10 protein-coding genes are annotated in these 18,081 nt (G+C 63.3%); 2 read left to right on the plus strand and 8 right to left on the minus strand.

Annotation, left to right across the window (positions count from 1 at the left end):
• Positions 1-60 precede the first annotated feature (60 nt).
• Positions 61-2,838, minus strand: coding sequence for a TonB-dependent receptor (locus ASF04_RS09085; protein ID WP_056140277.1), 2,778 nt, complete (start codon positions 2,836-2,838; stop codon positions 61-63).
• 439 nt (positions 2,839-3,277) lie between these two features.
• Entirely contained in the window at positions 3,278-3,919 is a 642-nt protein-coding gene (locus ASF04_RS09090) for a CCXG family PEP-CTERM protein (RefSeq protein WP_056140279.1), read from the minus strand.
• Positions 3,920-4,165: 246 nt separating this feature from the next.
• Between ASF04_RS09090 and ASF04_RS09095 the strand changes: the two genes are divergently transcribed.
• On the plus strand, positions 4,166-4,450 hold the full coding sequence (locus tag ASF04_RS09095; protein ID WP_056140282.1) for a type II toxin-antitoxin system HicB family antitoxin: 285 nt from the start codon (positions 4,166-4,168) through the stop codon (positions 4,448-4,450).
• Positions 4,451-4,461: 11 nt separating this feature from the next.
• Here ASF04_RS09095 and ASF04_RS09100 read toward each other — a convergent pair whose 3' ends face one another.
• Positions 4,462-4,734: a HigA family addiction module antitoxin gene (locus ASF04_RS09100; protein WP_056140285.1), complete on the minus strand. Its 273-nt coding sequence runs from the start codon at positions 4,732-4,734 to the stop codon at positions 4,462-4,464.
• A gap of 271 nt (positions 4,735-5,005) precedes the next feature.
• On the opposite strand from ASF04_RS09100, the gene ASF04_RS09105 reads away from it, so the two are divergent.
• Complete coding sequence (locus tag ASF04_RS09105) at positions 5,006-5,206, plus strand: heavy-metal-associated domain-containing protein (RefSeq protein WP_056140289.1); 201 nt, start codon at positions 5,006-5,008, stop codon at positions 5,204-5,206.
• 3 nt (positions 5,207-5,209) lie between these two features.
• Here the strand turns inward: ASF04_RS09105 and ASF04_RS09110 are convergent, their stop codons facing one another.
• The 5 genes from ASF04_RS09110 to ASF04_RS09130 all read right to left on the minus strand — a co-directional run bounded on the left by ASF04_RS09110 (position 5,210) and on the right by ASF04_RS09130 (position 18,068).
• Complete coding sequence (locus ASF04_RS09110) at positions 5,210-5,932, minus strand: glutathione S-transferase (RefSeq protein ID WP_056140293.1); 723 nt, start codon at positions 5,930-5,932, stop codon at positions 5,210-5,212.
• Positions 5,933-5,982: 50 nt separating this feature from the next.
• On the minus strand, positions 5,983-6,375 hold the full coding sequence (gene cueR, locus ASF04_RS09115; protein WP_056140297.1) for a Cu(I)-responsive transcriptional regulator: 393 nt from the start codon (positions 6,373-6,375) through the stop codon (positions 5,983-5,985).
• Positions 6,372-8,768, minus strand: a complete 2,397-nt coding sequence (locus ASF04_RS09120) for a heavy metal translocating P-type ATPase (RefSeq protein WP_056140298.1) — start codon at positions 8,766-8,768, stop codon at positions 6,372-6,374. Before ASF04_RS09120 ends, cueR begins: the two co-directional genes overlap by 4 nt.
• 71 nt (positions 8,769-8,839) lie before the next feature.
• Positions 8,840-9,625 carry a FecR domain-containing protein gene (locus tag ASF04_RS09125; protein WP_229204983.1) on the minus strand — a complete coding sequence of 262 codons (786 nt, stop codon included), beginning with the start codon at positions 9,623-9,625 and terminating at the stop codon, positions 8,840-8,842.
• Entirely contained in the window at positions 9,585-18,068 is an 8,484-nt protein-coding gene (locus tag ASF04_RS09130) for an S-layer family protein (RefSeq protein ID WP_056140301.1), read from the minus strand. The genes ASF04_RS09125 and ASF04_RS09130 overlap by 41 nt, the downstream gene beginning before the upstream one ends.
• Positions 18,069-18,081 lie beyond the last annotated feature (13 nt).

Here is an 18,081-nt window from a genome sequence, read left to right on the forward strand (position 1 = left end):
CACTCATAAGGTAAAAGGCGCCGTCACCTCGCGGTCACGGCGCCTTTGATCCTGCCGCGATTACTTGAAGCTGTAATCGGCGGTCAACTGGAAGTAACGTCCCATCGCGCTATGCAGCGGCGCGTAGTAGTTGGCGCCGTCGTTCGGGTGGAACGGCGGTTTGCGGTCGAAGGCATTCTGGATCGCAAAGCTCAGCTTGGTGTTCTTGAAGCCGCTGTAGCTGCCGCCCAGGTTGACCACGGTGAACGAAGGAATGCCCGTGCACAGTTGCGGATAACCTTCGGTCGCCATCACGCACTCGGTGGTACGGTCCGCCACCGAAGCCATCTTGCCGACGAATACGGTGTCGGCCGACAGCGCATACGCCGCCTTCTTCCACGCCAGGCCCAGGTTGGCCTGCACCGACGGCGTGCCACGGGTGCCGGCGTACTCGATCAGGTCCGACGTTGGCGACGGCGCGTTCTTGTACGACTGCGTGTAGCTCACGTTCAGCGTTGGCGTCAACACGCCGTACTCGCCCATGTTCAGGCGGCCCGTCAGTTTCAGGTCGGCGCCGCGGATCTTGGACACGGCCACGTTGGTCAGCAACATGCGGATGTTGGTGATCTCGCCGGCGGTGGCGCCGGCGGCACGGTCGGCGGCGGTCAGCGCCGCGCGGGTGATGACGGCAGCCGGATCGTTGGCGTAGCGGTCGGGATCGGCCAGCACCTTCGACAGTTCGTACGTGCCGATTTCATCGACGCGCTTGATCTGGAAGAAGTCCAGCGTTGCCATGAACGACGGGCTTGGTTCCCACGCCACGCCCAGCGTGTAGCTCTTTGCCGTTTCCGGCTGCAGCGCCGGGTTGGCGCCGCTCTGGTACGCGCTCGAGCCGCTGCAACCGAGGGTGAAGCTGGCGTTGCAGCGGGCCGGATCGCGGAACGTCAGGAACGCATTGCGCACATCGGTCGAGTTTTCCACCAGGGTCGGTGCACGGAAGCCTTCGGCATACGTGCCGCGCACCACGAACGACGACGTGGCATTCCACTTCACGCCCACTTTCGGCGTGGTCGAGTTGCCATAGTCCGAGTAATGGTCATAGCGCACCGCCAACTGTGCTTCAACCGACGGCAACACGGGAACGGTCGACTCGGCATAGACCGACGAAATACGGCGGCTGTTCGAGAAGCCGGGCGGCAACTGCGCCTGGTGATACAGCTCGCCTTCGACTGCCAGCGGATCGGGATTGGTGGACAGCGTTTCGCGACGGAACTCGGCGCCCACCGCCAGGCCGACTGCACCGGCCGGCAGGTTGAACAACTCGCCGGACAATTTGCCGTCGATCTGGGTCAGGCCGGACTTGAAGCCGTTCTTCGGGCTGGCCGTGATCGAGTTGTAGAGCGCCTGGTTGGCCGCGCCGCCACCGAAAATGAAGGTGCCGTTGGTGTACGCATCGATGAACGGGGTGGCCAAGATGGCGCTGGTGTTGCGCGACTTGACCTTGCTGTCGGTGCGCAGCAAGGCGGTTTCCCAGTCCCAGTTCTTGAAGTCGCCCTTGGCGCCCACCAGGTAGCGGCCAAAATCAGTCGTGTTGTTCTGGCCCTGGCCCGGGAAGTCGCGCAGCGAAGCGCGCACGCGCACGGTACCATTGCCGCCGGCCAGGGTTTTACCGTCCGGTCCGATCAGCTCTTGCGGATACTGCGGGTGGGTGATCGGCAGCGCCGGGACGATTTGGCCATTCTGGCCGGCCACCCAGTGCGGCAGGCCCGTCACCGTGGCCTTGTTGCGGTTGAACATCAGCTCGCTGAACAGGGTGGTGTTCGCGGTCGGCTGCCAGGTCAGGCGGCTGGTGATGCCGAAGCGGTCGGTCTTGCCGGCGGAGTTGATCGAGCTGTCCTTGTAATCATCGAACACGCAAGCCTGGCCCACCGACGTGGCGGCCAGTACGCTGGACGCCGGCACCAGGCGGTCGGCCGGGCAGTTCTTGTCGAGCGTGCGCGAGGTGAGCACATTGGTCGCCTTGTCGGTCCAGTAGATATTGCCCGGATACGTGTACAGCGAACGCTGGTCCTTGTAGCCGTAGGCGCGCAGGTCCTGGGTGCCCAGGTAGCCGTCGCGGTTGTACATATACATCGGGTCGCGCTGGCGTACGTCGAGGGTGACGTAGGCATTGAAGTGGTCTTCGACCAGGCTGCCCTTGCCGTAGCTGACGGTGGCGCGTTTTTGCTTGCCGTCGCTGCGGCTGGACTCGCCCAGCGAGCCGCCCAGTTCCAGGCCCTCGAAGCTGTCGCGCAGGATGATGTTGACCACGCCGGCCATCGCTTCCGAACCGTAAATGGCCGAGGCGCCATCCTTGAGGATTTCGACGCGTTCGACGGCGCCGACGGGAATCGAGTTAAGGTCGACAAAGGTGGTCTGGAATTCCGGCTGCGCATACGGCGCCAGGCGGCGGCCATTGATCAGCATCAGGGTGGCCTGGCTGCCGAAGCCGCGCAGGTTGAGGCCGGCTGCGCCGGCGCTGAAGCCGTTGGTGCGGTTTTCATCGATACCGCCGACGTTGGCGGAAATGGTACGCAGGACTTCGTTGAGCGACGTGGCGCCGCCACGGGTGAGTTCGTCGCGGGTGATGATTTGCACCGGCGACGCCGTTTCCACCGAAATGCGGCGCACGTTGGAGCCGGTCACATACACTTTTTGAACTGCAGGATTGCTGTCGTCGGCCGCCTTGGCTTCGGCCACCGGCTGGGCTGCCAGGTTGGCGTCCTGTGCATGGGCGAATTGTGCAAGCATCGCAGTACCGGCAAAAGTGCCGATCGCCAGCCGCACCAAGATGACACTGGTTTTCTCTTTCAATAACATGCTCTTCCCTTTTATGTGCTTTATGCAATCAATTTTTATAATGTGAACTCAACTCCAGCAATCACGACCATTACTGATAAAGTTTTACTTACCAATAATAATTCTGTAAAAGCAAGAATATTTATTATGCAGCTGAACCAGTTGCATTTAGTTACAAATATAATTTAATGTTGCTTTTCTGCGACTATCAAATATTTTTCATAACTTATATTATTTTTTTACGAATTTAATTTTTTTAAAATATAAATAATCGGAATTAAATTAAAAACGTGATTTGCACCATCATGAGACGAATTCACCAAAAGGGTGCACGAAGTGGTGCCTGCAGTAACTTTTGGGAGGGAGCGGAACAGCGGGAAGGGAAGGCGGAAGCAGGAGGATGTAACCGAGGGAAGCGCAATCACCGCCGGCGGTTGCGGCGGTGACGGGAAATGCAGTGTCAGGCTTGTTTCTGGCGACGGCGGCGTGCCACCGCGCCTACCAGGCCCAGGCCGCAGAGCATCATGGCATAGGTTTCCGGCTCCGGAACCGGCGCCAGGGTTTGCTTGGTAAAGCTCTGGAAGGCGGCGCCATTGGCCGAGAACTGCACTTGCTGGCCGCCGTCGCAGCAGTTTTCCAGACCGTACAGGGTCAGCGTATGGTTGCCAGCCAGCAGCGACAGATTGCTGACTTCGAAGATCGAGTTGGTGTTCACGTAGCTGTGGGCCCACCACATGTCGTTGCCGTTGAACGCCACTGCCTGGCCGTCGAGGAACAGCGCCCCGCCCTTGCCGAAATCGACGCCGGCGCGGAACGAATACGTGCCGTTTGCCGTCAGGCCGAACGTGATGTCCGACTTGTAGGCCAGGTTGCTGTTGCCGGTGCCGAACAGGCCCTGATTGGAGACGATGTCGTAACTGGTCAACACGGTCGAACTCAGTGGCGAACCGGCAACAGCGTCTTCCACGGCGTCGCGATAGCCTTCGGCGGTGGCTTGCGCGGCAGCGGTGGACTGGCCGGTCTGGAACGTGATGACGGCGGCGTTGGCGCTGCCAATGGCGGCAAATGCCAGAGCAAGTGCGGCGAGCTTGAAGTTTTTCATGATTTTCCCCGTAGATTGGATGGTGTGAGCGAATTGCCTGACCAGGTACGGGGATGCGGGACCTGGTGTTTAAACCGAAGAAACAGAATAGTACGAAGATTTATTCATGTCAACATTTGTTACCAATATGAAAAGTGGCGTCGTAAAACTGTCACGAAAGTGCTTGAAACGTGGCCGTGACTGTACGACACTGAGACCTCCAAGTCATTGATTCTCCTGATTTTTGGACCCGGCCGAGGTGACACGATGGATATTCCAATTCTGATCCAAAAGCATGGCGGCAGCAGGTACGGCGTGACGGTACCCGACATTCCCGGTTGCACCACCAGCGGCGAAACAGTGGACCGCGCCATGAGCAACGCCACCAAGGCCATCTATGGCCACGTGGGGCAACTGGTCGAACAGGGCAAGGCGTTCGAAATCAAGGCCTCGGAGGTGGAATACCTGTCGCGCGAGCCCAGCTACGCCGACGGCATCTGGGCCCTGGTCAGCCTCGACCTGGCACGGCTGGACGATCCGCCGCTGGGGTGAGGATTGAACAATCAGGCAAACCGGACGATCTTGGGGCGCTTGAGCCTGGCGGCCCGGTACAAGTCGTACTGCATCTGCATGCCCGCCCACAGTTCCGGACTGGTTCCGAAAGCAGCCCCCAGGCGGTAGGCCATATCCGGCGAAATACCGGCAACGCCATTGACGATGCGCTGCAACGTCACCCGCCCTACCCCGAGTTGCAACGCGGCCCGGGTGACTGTCATGTCACCTAAATACTCCCGCAACACCTGCCCTGGATGAGGCGGATTATGCATGCGTGCCATTGGCAGCCCCCCTAGTGATAGTCCAGATAATCGACAAGAATCGCATCGCTTCCTTCTGTATCCCGGCTTTGCTGCCGGTTTCAAAATAGCGCTGCAACCTTTGTGTCGGAAGCTCCTGATCATCAAGATACTGTATCGCTACAAGATACACAATCCTTGATCGCAATCAGTAGAGCGCGTGATCAACCTTTTGTATCACCACCATCCGCTTGACCTTACCACCGCTGGAAGCCTTACAGTATCATGCCCCCAACCTGTAAGGAGAAACACCATGTATCAGCTACAAGTGGAAGACATGACCTGCGGCCATTGCGTCAGCGCCGTCACGCGCGCGGTGCAGACGATCGATGCGGCGGCGAAGGTGGAAGTCGATCTGGCCAGCAAAACGGTGCGCATCGACAGCGCCACCGAGCTGGCGCCGCTCAAGGCGGCAATTGCCGATGCCGGGTTCCCCGTCGCGAGCGCCAACTGACCGTTACTTGTCGAGTTCAGGGTAGTGGCGGAAGATGCCATCTTCATTGAACGGTATCCGCCGCTTCGAGCGTAAATACGCGGCGATAGTGGGCCGCGCGGCCACCGCGTCGTGCAAGGCGACCAGCCGGGGCCACGCGTGCTCCTGGCGCGCCATCGCGTTGGGAAACGCATAGCGCAGGCCAGCCATCAGCTGGAACAGCGACAAGTCCACGTACGATAGCCGCGCCCCCACGGCAAACGCGCCGCGTCCCGGGTTGTTGGCCAGCACCTGCTCGAAGTAACCGAGAAATTTCGGGATGCGCTCGGCGATGAAGTCTTTGGATCGCACCTTGGCCGCCTTCTTCTGGTCTTCGTAGTATAGATTGGTCGAGAGCGGGTGATGGGTATCGTGCACCTCGTTGACGATGTCGGCGATGGTCAGTTGCAGCTGGTTGGCCCACAGCCGCCCTGCTTCCGCGCGCGGCGCCAGGCCGTGGCGGATGCCGAGAAACAGCAGGATGTTGGCAGTCTGCCCGATCAGCAGCTCGCCCGCGCGCAGCACCGGCGGCGCGAACGACGGATGCTCGCTGTGCGCAAAATCGAGGCTCGCTTGCAGCACCGGCATGCCCTTCTTCCGCCGCGCCACGTCCTCGTAGGGAACGCCCGCCTCTTCCAGAGCCAGCCGCACGAATTCGCCGCGCCCTTGCAGGCCGGGCCAGTAATAGAGTTGATAGGGTGTTGTCATGCCCCGATGCTAGCACCGCGCGCAAAACCGCCGCGCCAGCTTCACAGGCATCAGCCCGGATGCCCCAGGCTCTGCAGGATCGGACAATCGGGACGGTCGTTGCCCTGGCAGCAGCCGGCCAGCGTTTGCAGCGTATCGCGCATCTCGGTCAGCTCGGCGATGCGCTGGTTGAGTTCGGCCACGTGGCCCAGCGCGATGGCTTTGACGTCCGCGCTGGCGCGCGCCTTGTTCTGCCACAGCGACAGCAGTTCGCGGATCTGCTCCAGCGAAAAGCCGAGCGTCCTGGCGCGCTTGACGAAGCGTAGTACGTGCAAATCATCGTCGCTGTACACCCGGTAGCCGGCATCGGACCGCCGTCCTGGCGGCACCAGCGCGATGCTCTCGTAGTAGCGGATCATCTTGGCGGTGATGCCCGAGGCGGCAGCGGCTTGTCCGATATTCATGTGGCACTCCGGGGTGTGTTGGCGGGCTTCCAGCGGCGCAGCAGCAGCGCGTTGCTGATCACGCTGATGGAACTGAGTGCCATGGCAGCGCCGGCCACCACGGGATTGAGCAGCCCCAGCATCGCCAGCGGAATGCCCACAAGGTTGTAGATGAAGGCCCAGAACAGGTTCTGGCGGATCTTGCTGTAGCTACGGCGCGAAATATCGATGGCGTCCGCCACCAGCGCCGGGTCGCCGCGCATCAGGGTAATGCCGGCCGCCTGCATGGCAACGTCGGTACCGGTGGACATGGCAATGCCAACATCGGCCGCCGCCAGCGCCGGCGCGTCGTTGATGCCGTCGCCTACCATCGCTACCCTGGCGCCAGCCGCCTTCAGCTGCACGATTCTAGCCACTTTATCGGCCGGCAGCAAATTGGCCACCACCGTGTCGATGCCCAGCAGCTTGCCGACGGCATGCGCGCTGCCCTGGTTGTCGCCCGTCAGCATGACGGTGGCAATGCCCAGCGCTTGCAGCCGGACTATCGCCGTGCGGGCGCCAGGCTTGACCGGGTCGCTGAAGGCGAACAGGCCCAGCAACTGCGGTCCGCACGACAGCCAGGAGATGGTATTGCCGGCAGCTTCCAGCGCCTGCGCCTGTTCTTGCAGCGGCGCCAGGTCCACGCCCTCTTCCTGCATCAGGCGCGTGCTGCCCAGCTTCAAAGCCAGCCCATCGACCTGGGCCGCCAGCCCCCGGCCCGGCAACGCCGCTACGCCGCCGGCCGTCAGGGGCGCCAGCTGGCGCGCCGCAGCCGCTGCCAGCACGGCCCTGGCAAGACTATGTTCGCTGCCGGCCTGGATGGCAGCCGCCAGTTGCAGCAAGCGTTCTTCGGCGATGTCATGCGCGTGGAGCGCCGCCAGCACGGGCATGCCGACCGTCAAGGTGCCGGTTTTATCGAACACCACCGTGGTGACCGCGTGCGCCACCTCCAGCGCCTCGGCGTCCTTGATCAGGATGCCGTAGCGTGCCGCCACGCCGGTGCCGGCCATGATCGCCGCCGGCGTGGCCAGGCCCAGGGCGCACGGGCAGGCAATCACCAGTATGGCCACGGCGTTGATAATCGCCGTTTCCAGGTCGCCGCTGGCAATCCACCAGCCCAGCGGCGTCAACAGCGCCAGTCCCAGCACCACTGGCACGAAGATGGCGCTCACCTTGTCAACCAGGTGCTGGATCGGCGCCTTGGCCGCCTGCGCGTCTTCTACCAGCCTGATAATGCGCGCCAAGGTGGACTCCAGCCCCACGGCACTGGTGCGCACCAGCAGCACGCCGGCGCCATTCATGGCGCCGCCCGTCACCTGCTCGCCCGCGTGCTTGCTCACCGGCAGGCTCTCGCCGGTGATCAGCGATTCATCGACGTCGCTCGCGCCTTCGAGCACGACGCCGTCAACCGGGATGCGGGCGCCCGGACGCACCACGACCAGGTCGCCCAGCCGCACCTGGGCCACCGGAACATCGTGCTCCTGGCCGTCGCGGCGCACCCGGGCCGACTCGGGGCGCAGCACTTGCAGCGCCCGGATAGCCGCAGCGGTCTGGCGCTTGGCACGCGCTTCGAGCCACTTGCCCAGCAAGACCAGAGTGATGACGACGGCCGAGGCCTCGAAATACAGGTGCGCCATGCCGCCATGGCCGGCCAGCAGAAGGTACACGCTCAAGCCATAGGCTGCGCTGGTGCCGACGGCGACCAGCAAGTCCATATTGGCGGCGCCGGCCCGCACCGCTTTCCAGCCGGCGCGGTAAAAGCGCCAGCCGAGCAGGAATTGCACCGGCGTTGCCAGTGCCCATTGCAGCATGCCCGGCAGCGTCCAGTGCAAACCGGCCCACTCGAGCAGCATCGGCAGCATCAGGGGCAGCGACAAGGCGGCGGCCAGCACCACTTTCCAGCCATCGCGCGCAGGGGTTGCGGCTACGGCGGCCGTGGCAGTGCTGTCATGGCTGGCGACGCTGGCCGGATAGCCGGCCTTGTCGAGGACGGCGACCAGGGCGGCGGCTTCCACACCGCTGACCTTGATGCGCGCGCTTTCGGTGGCCAGGTTGACGCTGGCGGCATGCACGCCGGGCACCTTGAGCAGCGCCTTTTCCACGCGCCCCACGCACGAGGCGCAGGTCATGCCTTCAATGTTCAGGTCGATCTCGCTGGTGACCAGTGCATAGCCGGCCTGCTCCACCGCCGCCTGCAGCGACGCCAGCGCAATCGGCGTGCTGCTGGTGACGCGCGCCGTGTCGGTGGCCAGGTTGATGCTGGCGTCCACCACGCCGGGCACGCCGGCCAGCGCCTTCTCGACCCGGCCGGCACACGAAGCGCAACTCATACCGTCGATGCCGAACGACAAGGTGTGTTGAGCGGGGTTTTGCATGTTAAAAATCCTGTATGCATGGAGAATGCATACAGGATCAACTATCCAACGATGGGAAGGTCAAGCGAAATCTAGCGCACCTCGCAATCGACGCCGCCAGACTTGTCCGGCGTGGCGGACTGGCCGCTGGCAACGGGCCCTATCGTGGTGAAACTGGGCGGCGGCGTAAACTGCAAGCCCGGATTCTGCGGTATCAGGATCGGCGGCTGGCTGGCGCTTGGCGTATAGCCGAACTGGCCGGCGGCAAAATTAAGCGTGCCGCTCGGATTCCTCACCTGGATCTGTCCGTCGATCACGGACGTGTAGAGTCCTGGCGGAAGGCTAGGCACCGCCGTTTTGGGCAACGTCGGGGCCGACGGTATGGTGCCGCCGGCGCCGATATATTCGACAGTGAAATACGTGCCGCGTATGCCGATGGTGGCCACCGGTGTTTTCAGGCTGAACTTTTCCTTGTTGCGTTTGCCCAGCAAGCCCGACAGCGAGCGCAGGCCGCCCTTGACCAGGTTGAAACTGGCCCGGTCGCCGTCGGGCTGCTCGGACTGGTAGGCAAACTGCTCCACGACAAAGGTGGTGCCTGGCTTCAGGGTGATTTCGCTGTTGTCGATGAATTTCACCAGGGCATAGGTGTTCTTCTCGGTCGTTAACGTGTCGCCCGATTCCACGTCGGATTTCAGCGACAGTATCTTGACCTTGCCGTCGGCCTTTTTCGCCATCATCGGGCCGCTCAACTGCGTCACCGTGCCGGCCACCTGCGCCAGCGCGTGCAGGCTGATGCCCATCAGCACCAGCCACAGCATGGCGACTGCCAGGATCGACCTAGTTGCAGTAGGTCTTCTTGATACCGTTTTTGGATTCATTTGTAGCTTTCTTCGTCGAGTCTTCCAGGGCCAGGTTTGCCAGCAGCGGGCTGCTCACACTGTTGGGCGTACTGATCTGGTTGAGCGGGTTATACGTGTTGGTCAGTGAGGCCACGGCATTGCCAGGGATGGTGACCGTCGATGGCGGCACCACCGGCGTGGTCACCGGCAAGGCTACCATCACGGAAGCTGGCACGATCAACCTGCCATTTGGCGCCAGCAAGGTAACGGGCGCGCCGCGGCTGTTGATGCGCACGGTATCGGCAGCGGTCAGATCGCCGTTTCTGGCCAGGACATTGATGCCGCCCGTCGCCAGCACATCGAGGGTGGCCGCGCCGGCAAACGTGACGCCGGTACCGGCCGTGACCGCGACGGTGCGCGCCGCATTGACGCGCGCACCGTCGCCGAAGCTCACACCAGTGCTGGCATCGATGGTGACATCATTGGCGCTGATGGCGCCCTGCACGTTGACCGGGCTGTGTGCGATCAGGGTCACGTTGCCGCTGCCGCTGGCAATGGCATGGCTTTCGACCCCACCCGTGCTTTCGATACGCACATCGCCGGCGCCGGTAGCAAGGCTGCCCAGCACCAGCAGATCGGGCGCGCTGGTCGTGGTCAAGGCTATGCCGCCGGCGCCGCTATTGCTGGCGCTAAAGCTTTTAAGGCGATTGCCGGCGTCGTTCAGCACCGTACCGCTTTGCGATTGCGTTGCCAGGCTGTTGGCCACCACGGCGCCGCTCTGGCTGATGGCGCCCGTGCTGGCGGTCAAGCTGATCGCATTGGCCGCCAGCGCGGCAAACCGCAGGTCGCCGCTGGCCTGGCTGATGGCCAGGTTGCCGCCCACGTTGATGGCGCCGGCGCTCTGGCTGAAGCTGTTGCTGATCGTGACATTGCCCGAACCGCCGAGCAAACCACCGCTTTGCGCATAGTTGGCAGCGCTGAAGGCGCCATTGACCAGCAGGCTACCGCCGGTCAGGTTCAGGCCGCCGCGCGAGGTAAAACTGTTGAGTACGGTGTCGCCAGCGGCGGCCGTGTACACCACGGTGCCGGTGCTGGCCGCAAAATCAGCTGCCAGCACGTTGCTGCCGCTTGGCGCCACGCCACCTTCCCAGTTGGCGGCATCGCTCCACAAGCCGCCGCTCGCGCCGATCCAGGTTGACAAGGCGCGTTGCGCAATGCTGGCCTGCGCCACGCCGCTATTGGTCGTCAAGGTGTAATTGCCGGCATCGCTGCCGGCCAGCAGGAATCCGCTCACGGCCACGGCTTTGCCGGTACCGAAATTACGGTCGGCAAAGACGCCGCTACCGCCGGCCAGGCTGACCGCATCCTGGCCGATCACGCCGGCCACGGTGCCGCTGACACTGGCCGCCTGCGTGCCGTCATACACCTTGTCGCTGGCGCTGATGCTGCTCAGAGTCAGTGCCGCGCGGGCAATGCTGGCGGTGGTCGCGCCACCGGATACTGCCAGCGTGTAGTTACCGGCATCGGTGCCGGACAGGCTGGCATTGCTTACCGTAACCGTCTTGCCGCTGCCGGCATTCTTGCCGGCAAACGCGGCGCTGGCCGAGATATTGAGAACATCGCCCGCGAGTCGGTTATCGGCAATCGCGACCGTTGCCGCGCTACCGCCGTCATACACCTTGTCGTTACCGGTAAAGCCCAGGGTCAGGGCGCGTTGCGCGATGATGGCGCTGGTCGCGCCGGTGGTCGAGGTCAGCACGTAGTTGGCGGCATCGGTGCCGGACAGGCTGGCGTTCTGCACTGTCACCACTTTATTGGCACCGGCGTTCTTGTCCGCAAAGGCGCCGCTGGCCGTTGCCGTCAGTACGTCGCCAGCCACACGGTTGTCGGTCACTGGGACGGCGGCGGCGGTGTTGCCGTCGTAGGTCTTGCCCGCTGCCGTGAAGCCGAGCGACAGTGCACGCTGCGTGATGGTCGCGCTGGTCGCGCCGGTGGTCGAGGTCAGCACGTAGTTGGCGGCATCGGTGCCGGACAGGCTGGCGTTCTGCACTGTCACCACTTTGTTGGCACCGGCGTTCTTGTCGGCAAAGGCGCCAGTGGCCGTTGCCGTCAGTACGTCGCCAGCCACACGGTTGTCGGTCACTGCGACGGCGACGGCGATGTTGCCGTCGTAGGTCTTGCCCGCTGCCGTAAAGCCGAGCGCCAGCGCGCGCTGCGTGATGGTGGCGCTGGTCGCGCCGGTGGTCGAGTCCAGCACGTAGTTGGCGGCATCGGTGCCGGATAGGCTGGCGTTTTGCACTGCCACCACTTTATTTGCACCGGCGTTCTTGTCGGCGAAGGCGCCAGTGGCCGTTGCTGTCAGTACGTCGCCAGCCACACGGTTGTCGGTCACTGCGACGGCGGCGGCGGTGTTGCCGTCGTAGGTCTTGCCCGCTGCCGTGAAGCCGAGCGACAGTGCGCGCTGCGTGATGGTCGCGCTGGTCGCGCCGCTGGTTGAGTCCAGCACGTAGTTGGCGGCATCGGTACCGGACAGGCTGGCGTTCTGCACTGTCACAACTTTGTTGGTGCCTGCGTTTTTGTCAGCAAAGGCGCCAGTGGCCGTTGCCGTCAGTACGTCACCAGCGACACGATTATCGGATACAGCAACGGTGGCGGCGGTGTTGCCGTCATAGGTCTTGCCGGTTGCCGTGAAGCCGAGTGCCAGCGCGCGCTGCGTGATGGTGGCGCTGGTCGCGCCGGTGGTCGAGTCCAGCACGTAGTTGGCGGCATCGGTACCGGACAGGCTGGCGTTCTGCACCGTTACGACTTTGTTGGCACCGGCGTTCTTGTCGGCGAAGGCGCCAGTGGCCGTTGCTGTCAGTACGTCACCAGTCACGCGATTGTCGGTCACAGCAACCGTGGCAGCAGTGTTGCCGTCATAGGTTTTGCCGGCGGCCGTGAATCCAAGCGCCAGCGCGCGTTGCGCAATGGTGGCGCTGGTCGCGCCGGTGGTCGAGTCCAGCACGTAGTTGGCGGCATCGGTGCCGGACAGGCTGGCGTTCTGCACCGTCACAACTTTGTTGGAGCCTGCGTTTTTGTCAGCAAAGGCGCCAGTGGCCGTTGCCGTCAGAACGTCACCAGTCACGCGGTTGTCGATCACTGAGACTGTGGCGGCGGTGTTGCCGTCGTAGGTCTTGCCAGCAGCCGTAAAGCCCAGCGCCAAGGCGCGCTGCGTGATGGTCGCGCTGGTAGCGCCGGTGGTCGAGGTCAGCACATAGTTGGCGGCATCGGTGCCGGACAGGCTGGCGTTCTCCACCGTCACGACCTTGTTGATGCCTGCGTTTTTGTCGGCAAAGGAACCACTTGCCGTTGCCGTCAGTACGTCGCCAGTCACGCGGTTGTCGATCACTGAAACCGTGGCCACAGTGTTGCCATCGTAGGTCTTGCCGGCGGCCGTAAAGCCCAGCACCAGTGCGCGTTGCGCGATGGTGGCACTGGTCGCGCCGGTGGTTGAATCCAGCACATAGTTGGCCGCATCGGTACCGGACAGATTGGCGTTCTCCACCGTCACGACCTTGTTGATGCCTGCGTTTTTGTCGGCAAATGAACCAGTAGCCGTTGCCGTCAATACGTCACCAGTCACGCGGTTGTCGGTCACAGAGACCGTGGCGTCGGTTTTGCCGTCGTACGTTTTACCCGCTGCCGCAAATCCCAGCGTCAGCGCGCGCTGCGTGATGGTGGCGCTGGTCGCGCCGGTGGTCGAGGCCAGCACGTAGTTGCCAGCATCCGTGCCGGACAAGCTGGCATTCTCCACCGTGATCGCTTTGTTCGCAGCCGCATTCTTGTCGGCAAAGGCGCCGCTGGCCGTTGCTGTCAGCACGTCGTTCGCGACACGATCGTCAGTAATCGTCAAGGTCGCCGCCGCGTTGCCATCATAGGTTTTATTGACACCGGCGAAGCCGAGATTGAGCGTGCGCGCCGTGATGGTGGCACTGGTGCTGCCTCCGGTGGCCAATACATAGTTGCCGGCATCGTTGCCCCTGAGATTGCTCTCGGTCACGCTGTAACTGACCTCCTTGGCGGCGCCCACGTTCTTGTTGTTGAAACTGCCCAAGAGGCCCGTTAGCTGGACCTGGTCGCTGCCGATCACGCCAGTCAGGTTGCCGCTGATGCTGGCGGTGGTGTTGCCATCGTAGATTTTATTGGCCGCGCTGACATTGCCCAGGGCGAGAGTGGCGCGGGTGATATCGGCCGTGCCAGTGGCGGTATCTGCCAGGCTGTAATTGCCCAGTTCATTACCGGTCAAAATGGTCAGGCCGCTGACCGTGACCGGCTTGTTGGTGCCAGCGTTCTTGTCGAGAAATTGCGCAGCGGTGCCAGCCACGCTCACGGAGTCTCCGCTGACGACGTTGTCCAGGCTTAACGATACATTGGCAAAGCCGAGCTCACCGTCGTACACCTTGCTGCCGCTCAGGATGACGCTCAACGCACGCGGCGTGATGGACACGCTGGTGGCGCCGGCATAGCTGATGTCGTACTGGGTGGACCACAAGCCGCCCAGTGCATAGGTGCCGACATTGCGCGCGTAGCCATACGTGGCAGTGCCGCTGGCGCCCAGGTCGCCATTGAGCAGCCCGACATAGCTGAGCGGACCGACGCTGGCCACCTGGCCGTCGTAGACGCGGGTGGAGGCACCGCCAGCGGTCACCTGCAACGGCGTCAGGAACGCCTTCAACAGCGGCATGGTATGGCCCTCGTAGATGCGCCAGACGGCATTGTCGCCGAAATTGAAGCCGCCGAAACTGCTTTGCTTGCTCATGTCGGCCGTACTGCGCCCGGTAGAGCCGCCCTGGTCAAAATAAGTGCCGGCGGTTTCGTAGTTGAAGAGCGCCGGCCCCACGCGCGCGCCAGGATCGGCACGCCCGACCACCGCGCCCAAGGTACCGGGAGTGACGCCATTGCCCGAGACACGGCCAGAAAAATACAGGCGGCTGGCGCTGCTGCCCGGCACGCTCCAGCCGATGACGCCGCCAAGGTTGCTTGGGTAAATGTCATAGACCCTGACCAGGCCAATCGCGCCGGTCGCATAGGCGTCGCCGATGGTGCCGCCATTGCGTCCGACCAGGCCGCCGACATCGGCCCCGCCATCCACGCTGCCGGTGGCATACGCTTGCGAGATGGCGCCGTTGTTATTGCCGACCAGGCCGCCCACCTGTCCTCCGGGCGCATTGACCGCGCCCGTGGCGCGGGCCACTGTGATCGTGCCGCCGCTGTTATTGGCGCCGACCAGGCCGCCCACGGTAGAAACGCCCGCGTTAGTGCGAGAGTCGAGCCCCGTCACGCTGCCAGTGGCGGTGACATTGCTGATCGTGCCGGTATTGGCGCCCACCAGGCCGCCGACATTGGTGTTGCCGCTGATGGACATGCTGCTGGTCACGTTGCTGATCGTGCCGCCACCATTGTTGCCCGCCACCGCGCCCACATTGTTACCGCCGACAACGCTGCCGCCTACCATCGCCAGGTTGCGGATGGTGCCACCTTGCAGCCGTGCGAACAGGCCGCTGCCGAAATACGGTGGGTTGACGCCGCCGTTGATGGTCAAGCCGCTGATGCTGTGATTGCCGCCATCTAAGGTGCCGGCATAAGCCATATCGTCGCCAGTGAACATTGGCGCGAAACCGGTGCGCCCATCGCCCAGGTTCCAGTTGGCCGTGCCGCTGGCGTCGATGTTGGCTACCAGGCTGTAATGCTTGTCGTAGCTTTGCGTGCCGATCCCTTGCAGGCCGTACACATCGGCGACCTGGTACGGCGTTGCCACGTTGCCATTGCCGCCCCTGACGCGCAAGAAGCTGCCGTTGTTGATATTGAAGCTGTACGCGGAAAATGCGGGCAAACTGGCATTATTCTGCACCCAGTTACCGCCATCGAGTATGAAAGCGCCGCCGACGCTGACGATGCCATTGGCACTGATCACCCTGTCCGAGCCGAAGGAACCGGCCGCAACGGTCAGATCCTTCGCGACGGCCACGGCGCCGTTCAGGTTGATATTGCCACCGGTGCGCAATTGCAGCAGGTTGAGGTTATTCGAGTTGCTCAGGTCGAGCGCGCCCTGCAGATTCAGCGCGCCGGCGTAGTTGTCATTGCCGATCGCGATGGTCGATGCGGCGACGGATTTCAGCTCGCTTTCGGTCAGGCCCAGGCTGTCGACACTGTCCGCGCCGGCGCTGCCGATCTCGATGCTGCCGCTGTTGCTGCGACGATTCAGGCTGACGGTGCCGGTCCCGGTCCCGGTTCCGGCGCGGATCGATTGGGACGAGCCACCCAGGCTCATGTTATCAGCCGTCAGGCTGACGGTGGCGCCCGCCGACAGGCCACCGCCGTTACCGACCGTCAGGCTGGCGGCCGTCATGTTGAGTTCGCTGTCGGCCTGGTGCATGGCCAGCTTGTTCGTGGCGACCAGGGCGCCGCCGGTTTCCAGGTTCAGGTATTTGATGCCGTTTGTCGCTTGCTGGTCAACCAGGTTGACCGGGGCGCTGATGGCAATACCGCCAGAGCTGGCATCGCCGATATTGACGGTATTGACGGCAATGCGGTTCAGCTCGGCGCTTGTCAGGCCCAGTGCAGTCCCCGGATTGCTGCCCAGGTCGATCCGGCGGCCTTCGCTCAATTGCTTGATGGTCAGCGTGGCCAGGCCACCGGCGCCGCCGAAATTGAGGCCGCCGGTAAAGCTGATATTGTCGGCCTGCAAGCGCACGGTCTGCCCTTCCGCACCGCTACCCACCAATCGATCGCCGGTGCCGCTCAGCGCGATGCTGCCGCCCGCGAGATTGCTTTTCAAGCTCAGGTTGCCATTGCCGACGGTGACCGTGCCGGCCCCCAGGATGCTGGCGCCAGACAGCGTAACGTCGCCATAATCGGTGCTGATGGCCGCGTTCAGGTTGACGCTGCCGCTGGCGCCATAAGCCATGCCGCCGGCCGCATCGTTGGCCGACAGGTTGACCGCGCCGCCAATGGTGGTGATCGCTGCATTGACATTGATCGCCTCGCCTGCCTGGGCAGTGAGGCCCGCGCCGCTGTTGACCATGTTGATGGCGCTGTTGAAGGTGATGCGGTGCGTCGCCTGCAAGATGACGTTGCTGCCGGCATTCGAAATCGTGGCGGCGCCGATGGTGGCGTTGAGGAGCCCGTCGGCAAACTGGCCGACGCTCTGCAAGTCGCCGTTGTAGCCGGCCACGACTTCGATATCGTAGGGATCGAGCAGCCAGTTGCCGCGCTTGCCGCGTCGCGCGCTGGTATCGACGCGGATGCCATCGACCGCCAGGTAACGGCCCGACGTTTCCACCAGGCCGCCATTGCCCGACGCCGCGCCGCCGCGTGCCGAAACGCTGCCGAATACGCGCGCCGTCTGGTTGCCCCAGACGATGACCTTGCCGCCGTCGCCGTTCTCTAACGCGTCGGCGGTGATGCTGGCATCCTTGCCGACCGCCACCTGGCGCGCGTTGGCAATCGCCGCATTTTTACCCTGGTAGTCGCCACCCAGCAGCACCGTGCCACCGCCGGTGGCGCCGCTGGCGTCCACGCTGGCATTGCCCTGCATGCCGACCTGGTCGCCCAGCACGGTAATCTCGCCCCCCTTGCCCACCGCACTGGTGGCGCTGGTGACGCTGCCATTTTCCAGCAGCGTCTTGCCGCTGGCTTTCAACACGATCTTGCCGTTTTCTCCGACCACCGCGCTATTGGCGTTGAGTACGCCACGCTGGTTCAGCAGCGCGCCGGCCATGCCGATACGTCCGCCCTGCGCCACCACCTGGCCGATGTTGATGGCCTGGTCGGCCGGCGCCGACAGCACCACGCGCAAGTCCGGGTCGGCGGCGTCGGCCAGTTGCACGCTGTGGCCGGCGGCCAGCAGCACGTCGCCGTTCGGCGCAGTGATGATGCCGCTGTTTTCCACGTTTGGCGCGATCAGCAGGATTTGCCCGCCGCTGCCGGCGTTGATGGCGCCCTGGTTGATGACGGCGCCGGCCGTGTCGCCAGCCTTGAAGCTCATCTTGCCGGCCAGGAAATCCTGGTTCGACAGCGCCAGGCTCGAGGCCACCAGCCCCGCCACATCGACGCGGGCGTCGCGGCCGAACAGCACGCCGTTCGGATTGATCAGGAACACCTTGCCGTTCGACTGCAGGGAACCGAGGATCTTGCTGGGGTCTTGCCCGGTGATACGGTTCAATACGCTGCTGCCGGCATTTTGCTGGACAAAACGCGTGATCTCACCCGCATTCACGGAAAAGCTTTGCCAGTTGATGATGGTATTGGGCGTATTGGTGATGGTAAACAGGTTGCCCTGCTGGTTGAACGTGGCCTGGCCATGCACCACTTGCGGCGCGACCGGATTGGCATGGGCGGCATTGAAACAGGCGGCGATCAGCAGCGCCAGCGCGGTCCGGCGCAGCGGCGGCTCGAAGGGGTGGCTGGCGGGCACGGTGCGCAATGGTTTTGGTTTGGTCATGATGTTTTATCCT

Source organism: Duganella sp. Leaf61 (genome assembly GCF_001421905.1).
Classification (GTDB): domain Bacteria; phylum Pseudomonadota; class Gammaproteobacteria; order Burkholderiales; family Burkholderiaceae_D; genus Rugamonas; species Rugamonas zoogloeoides.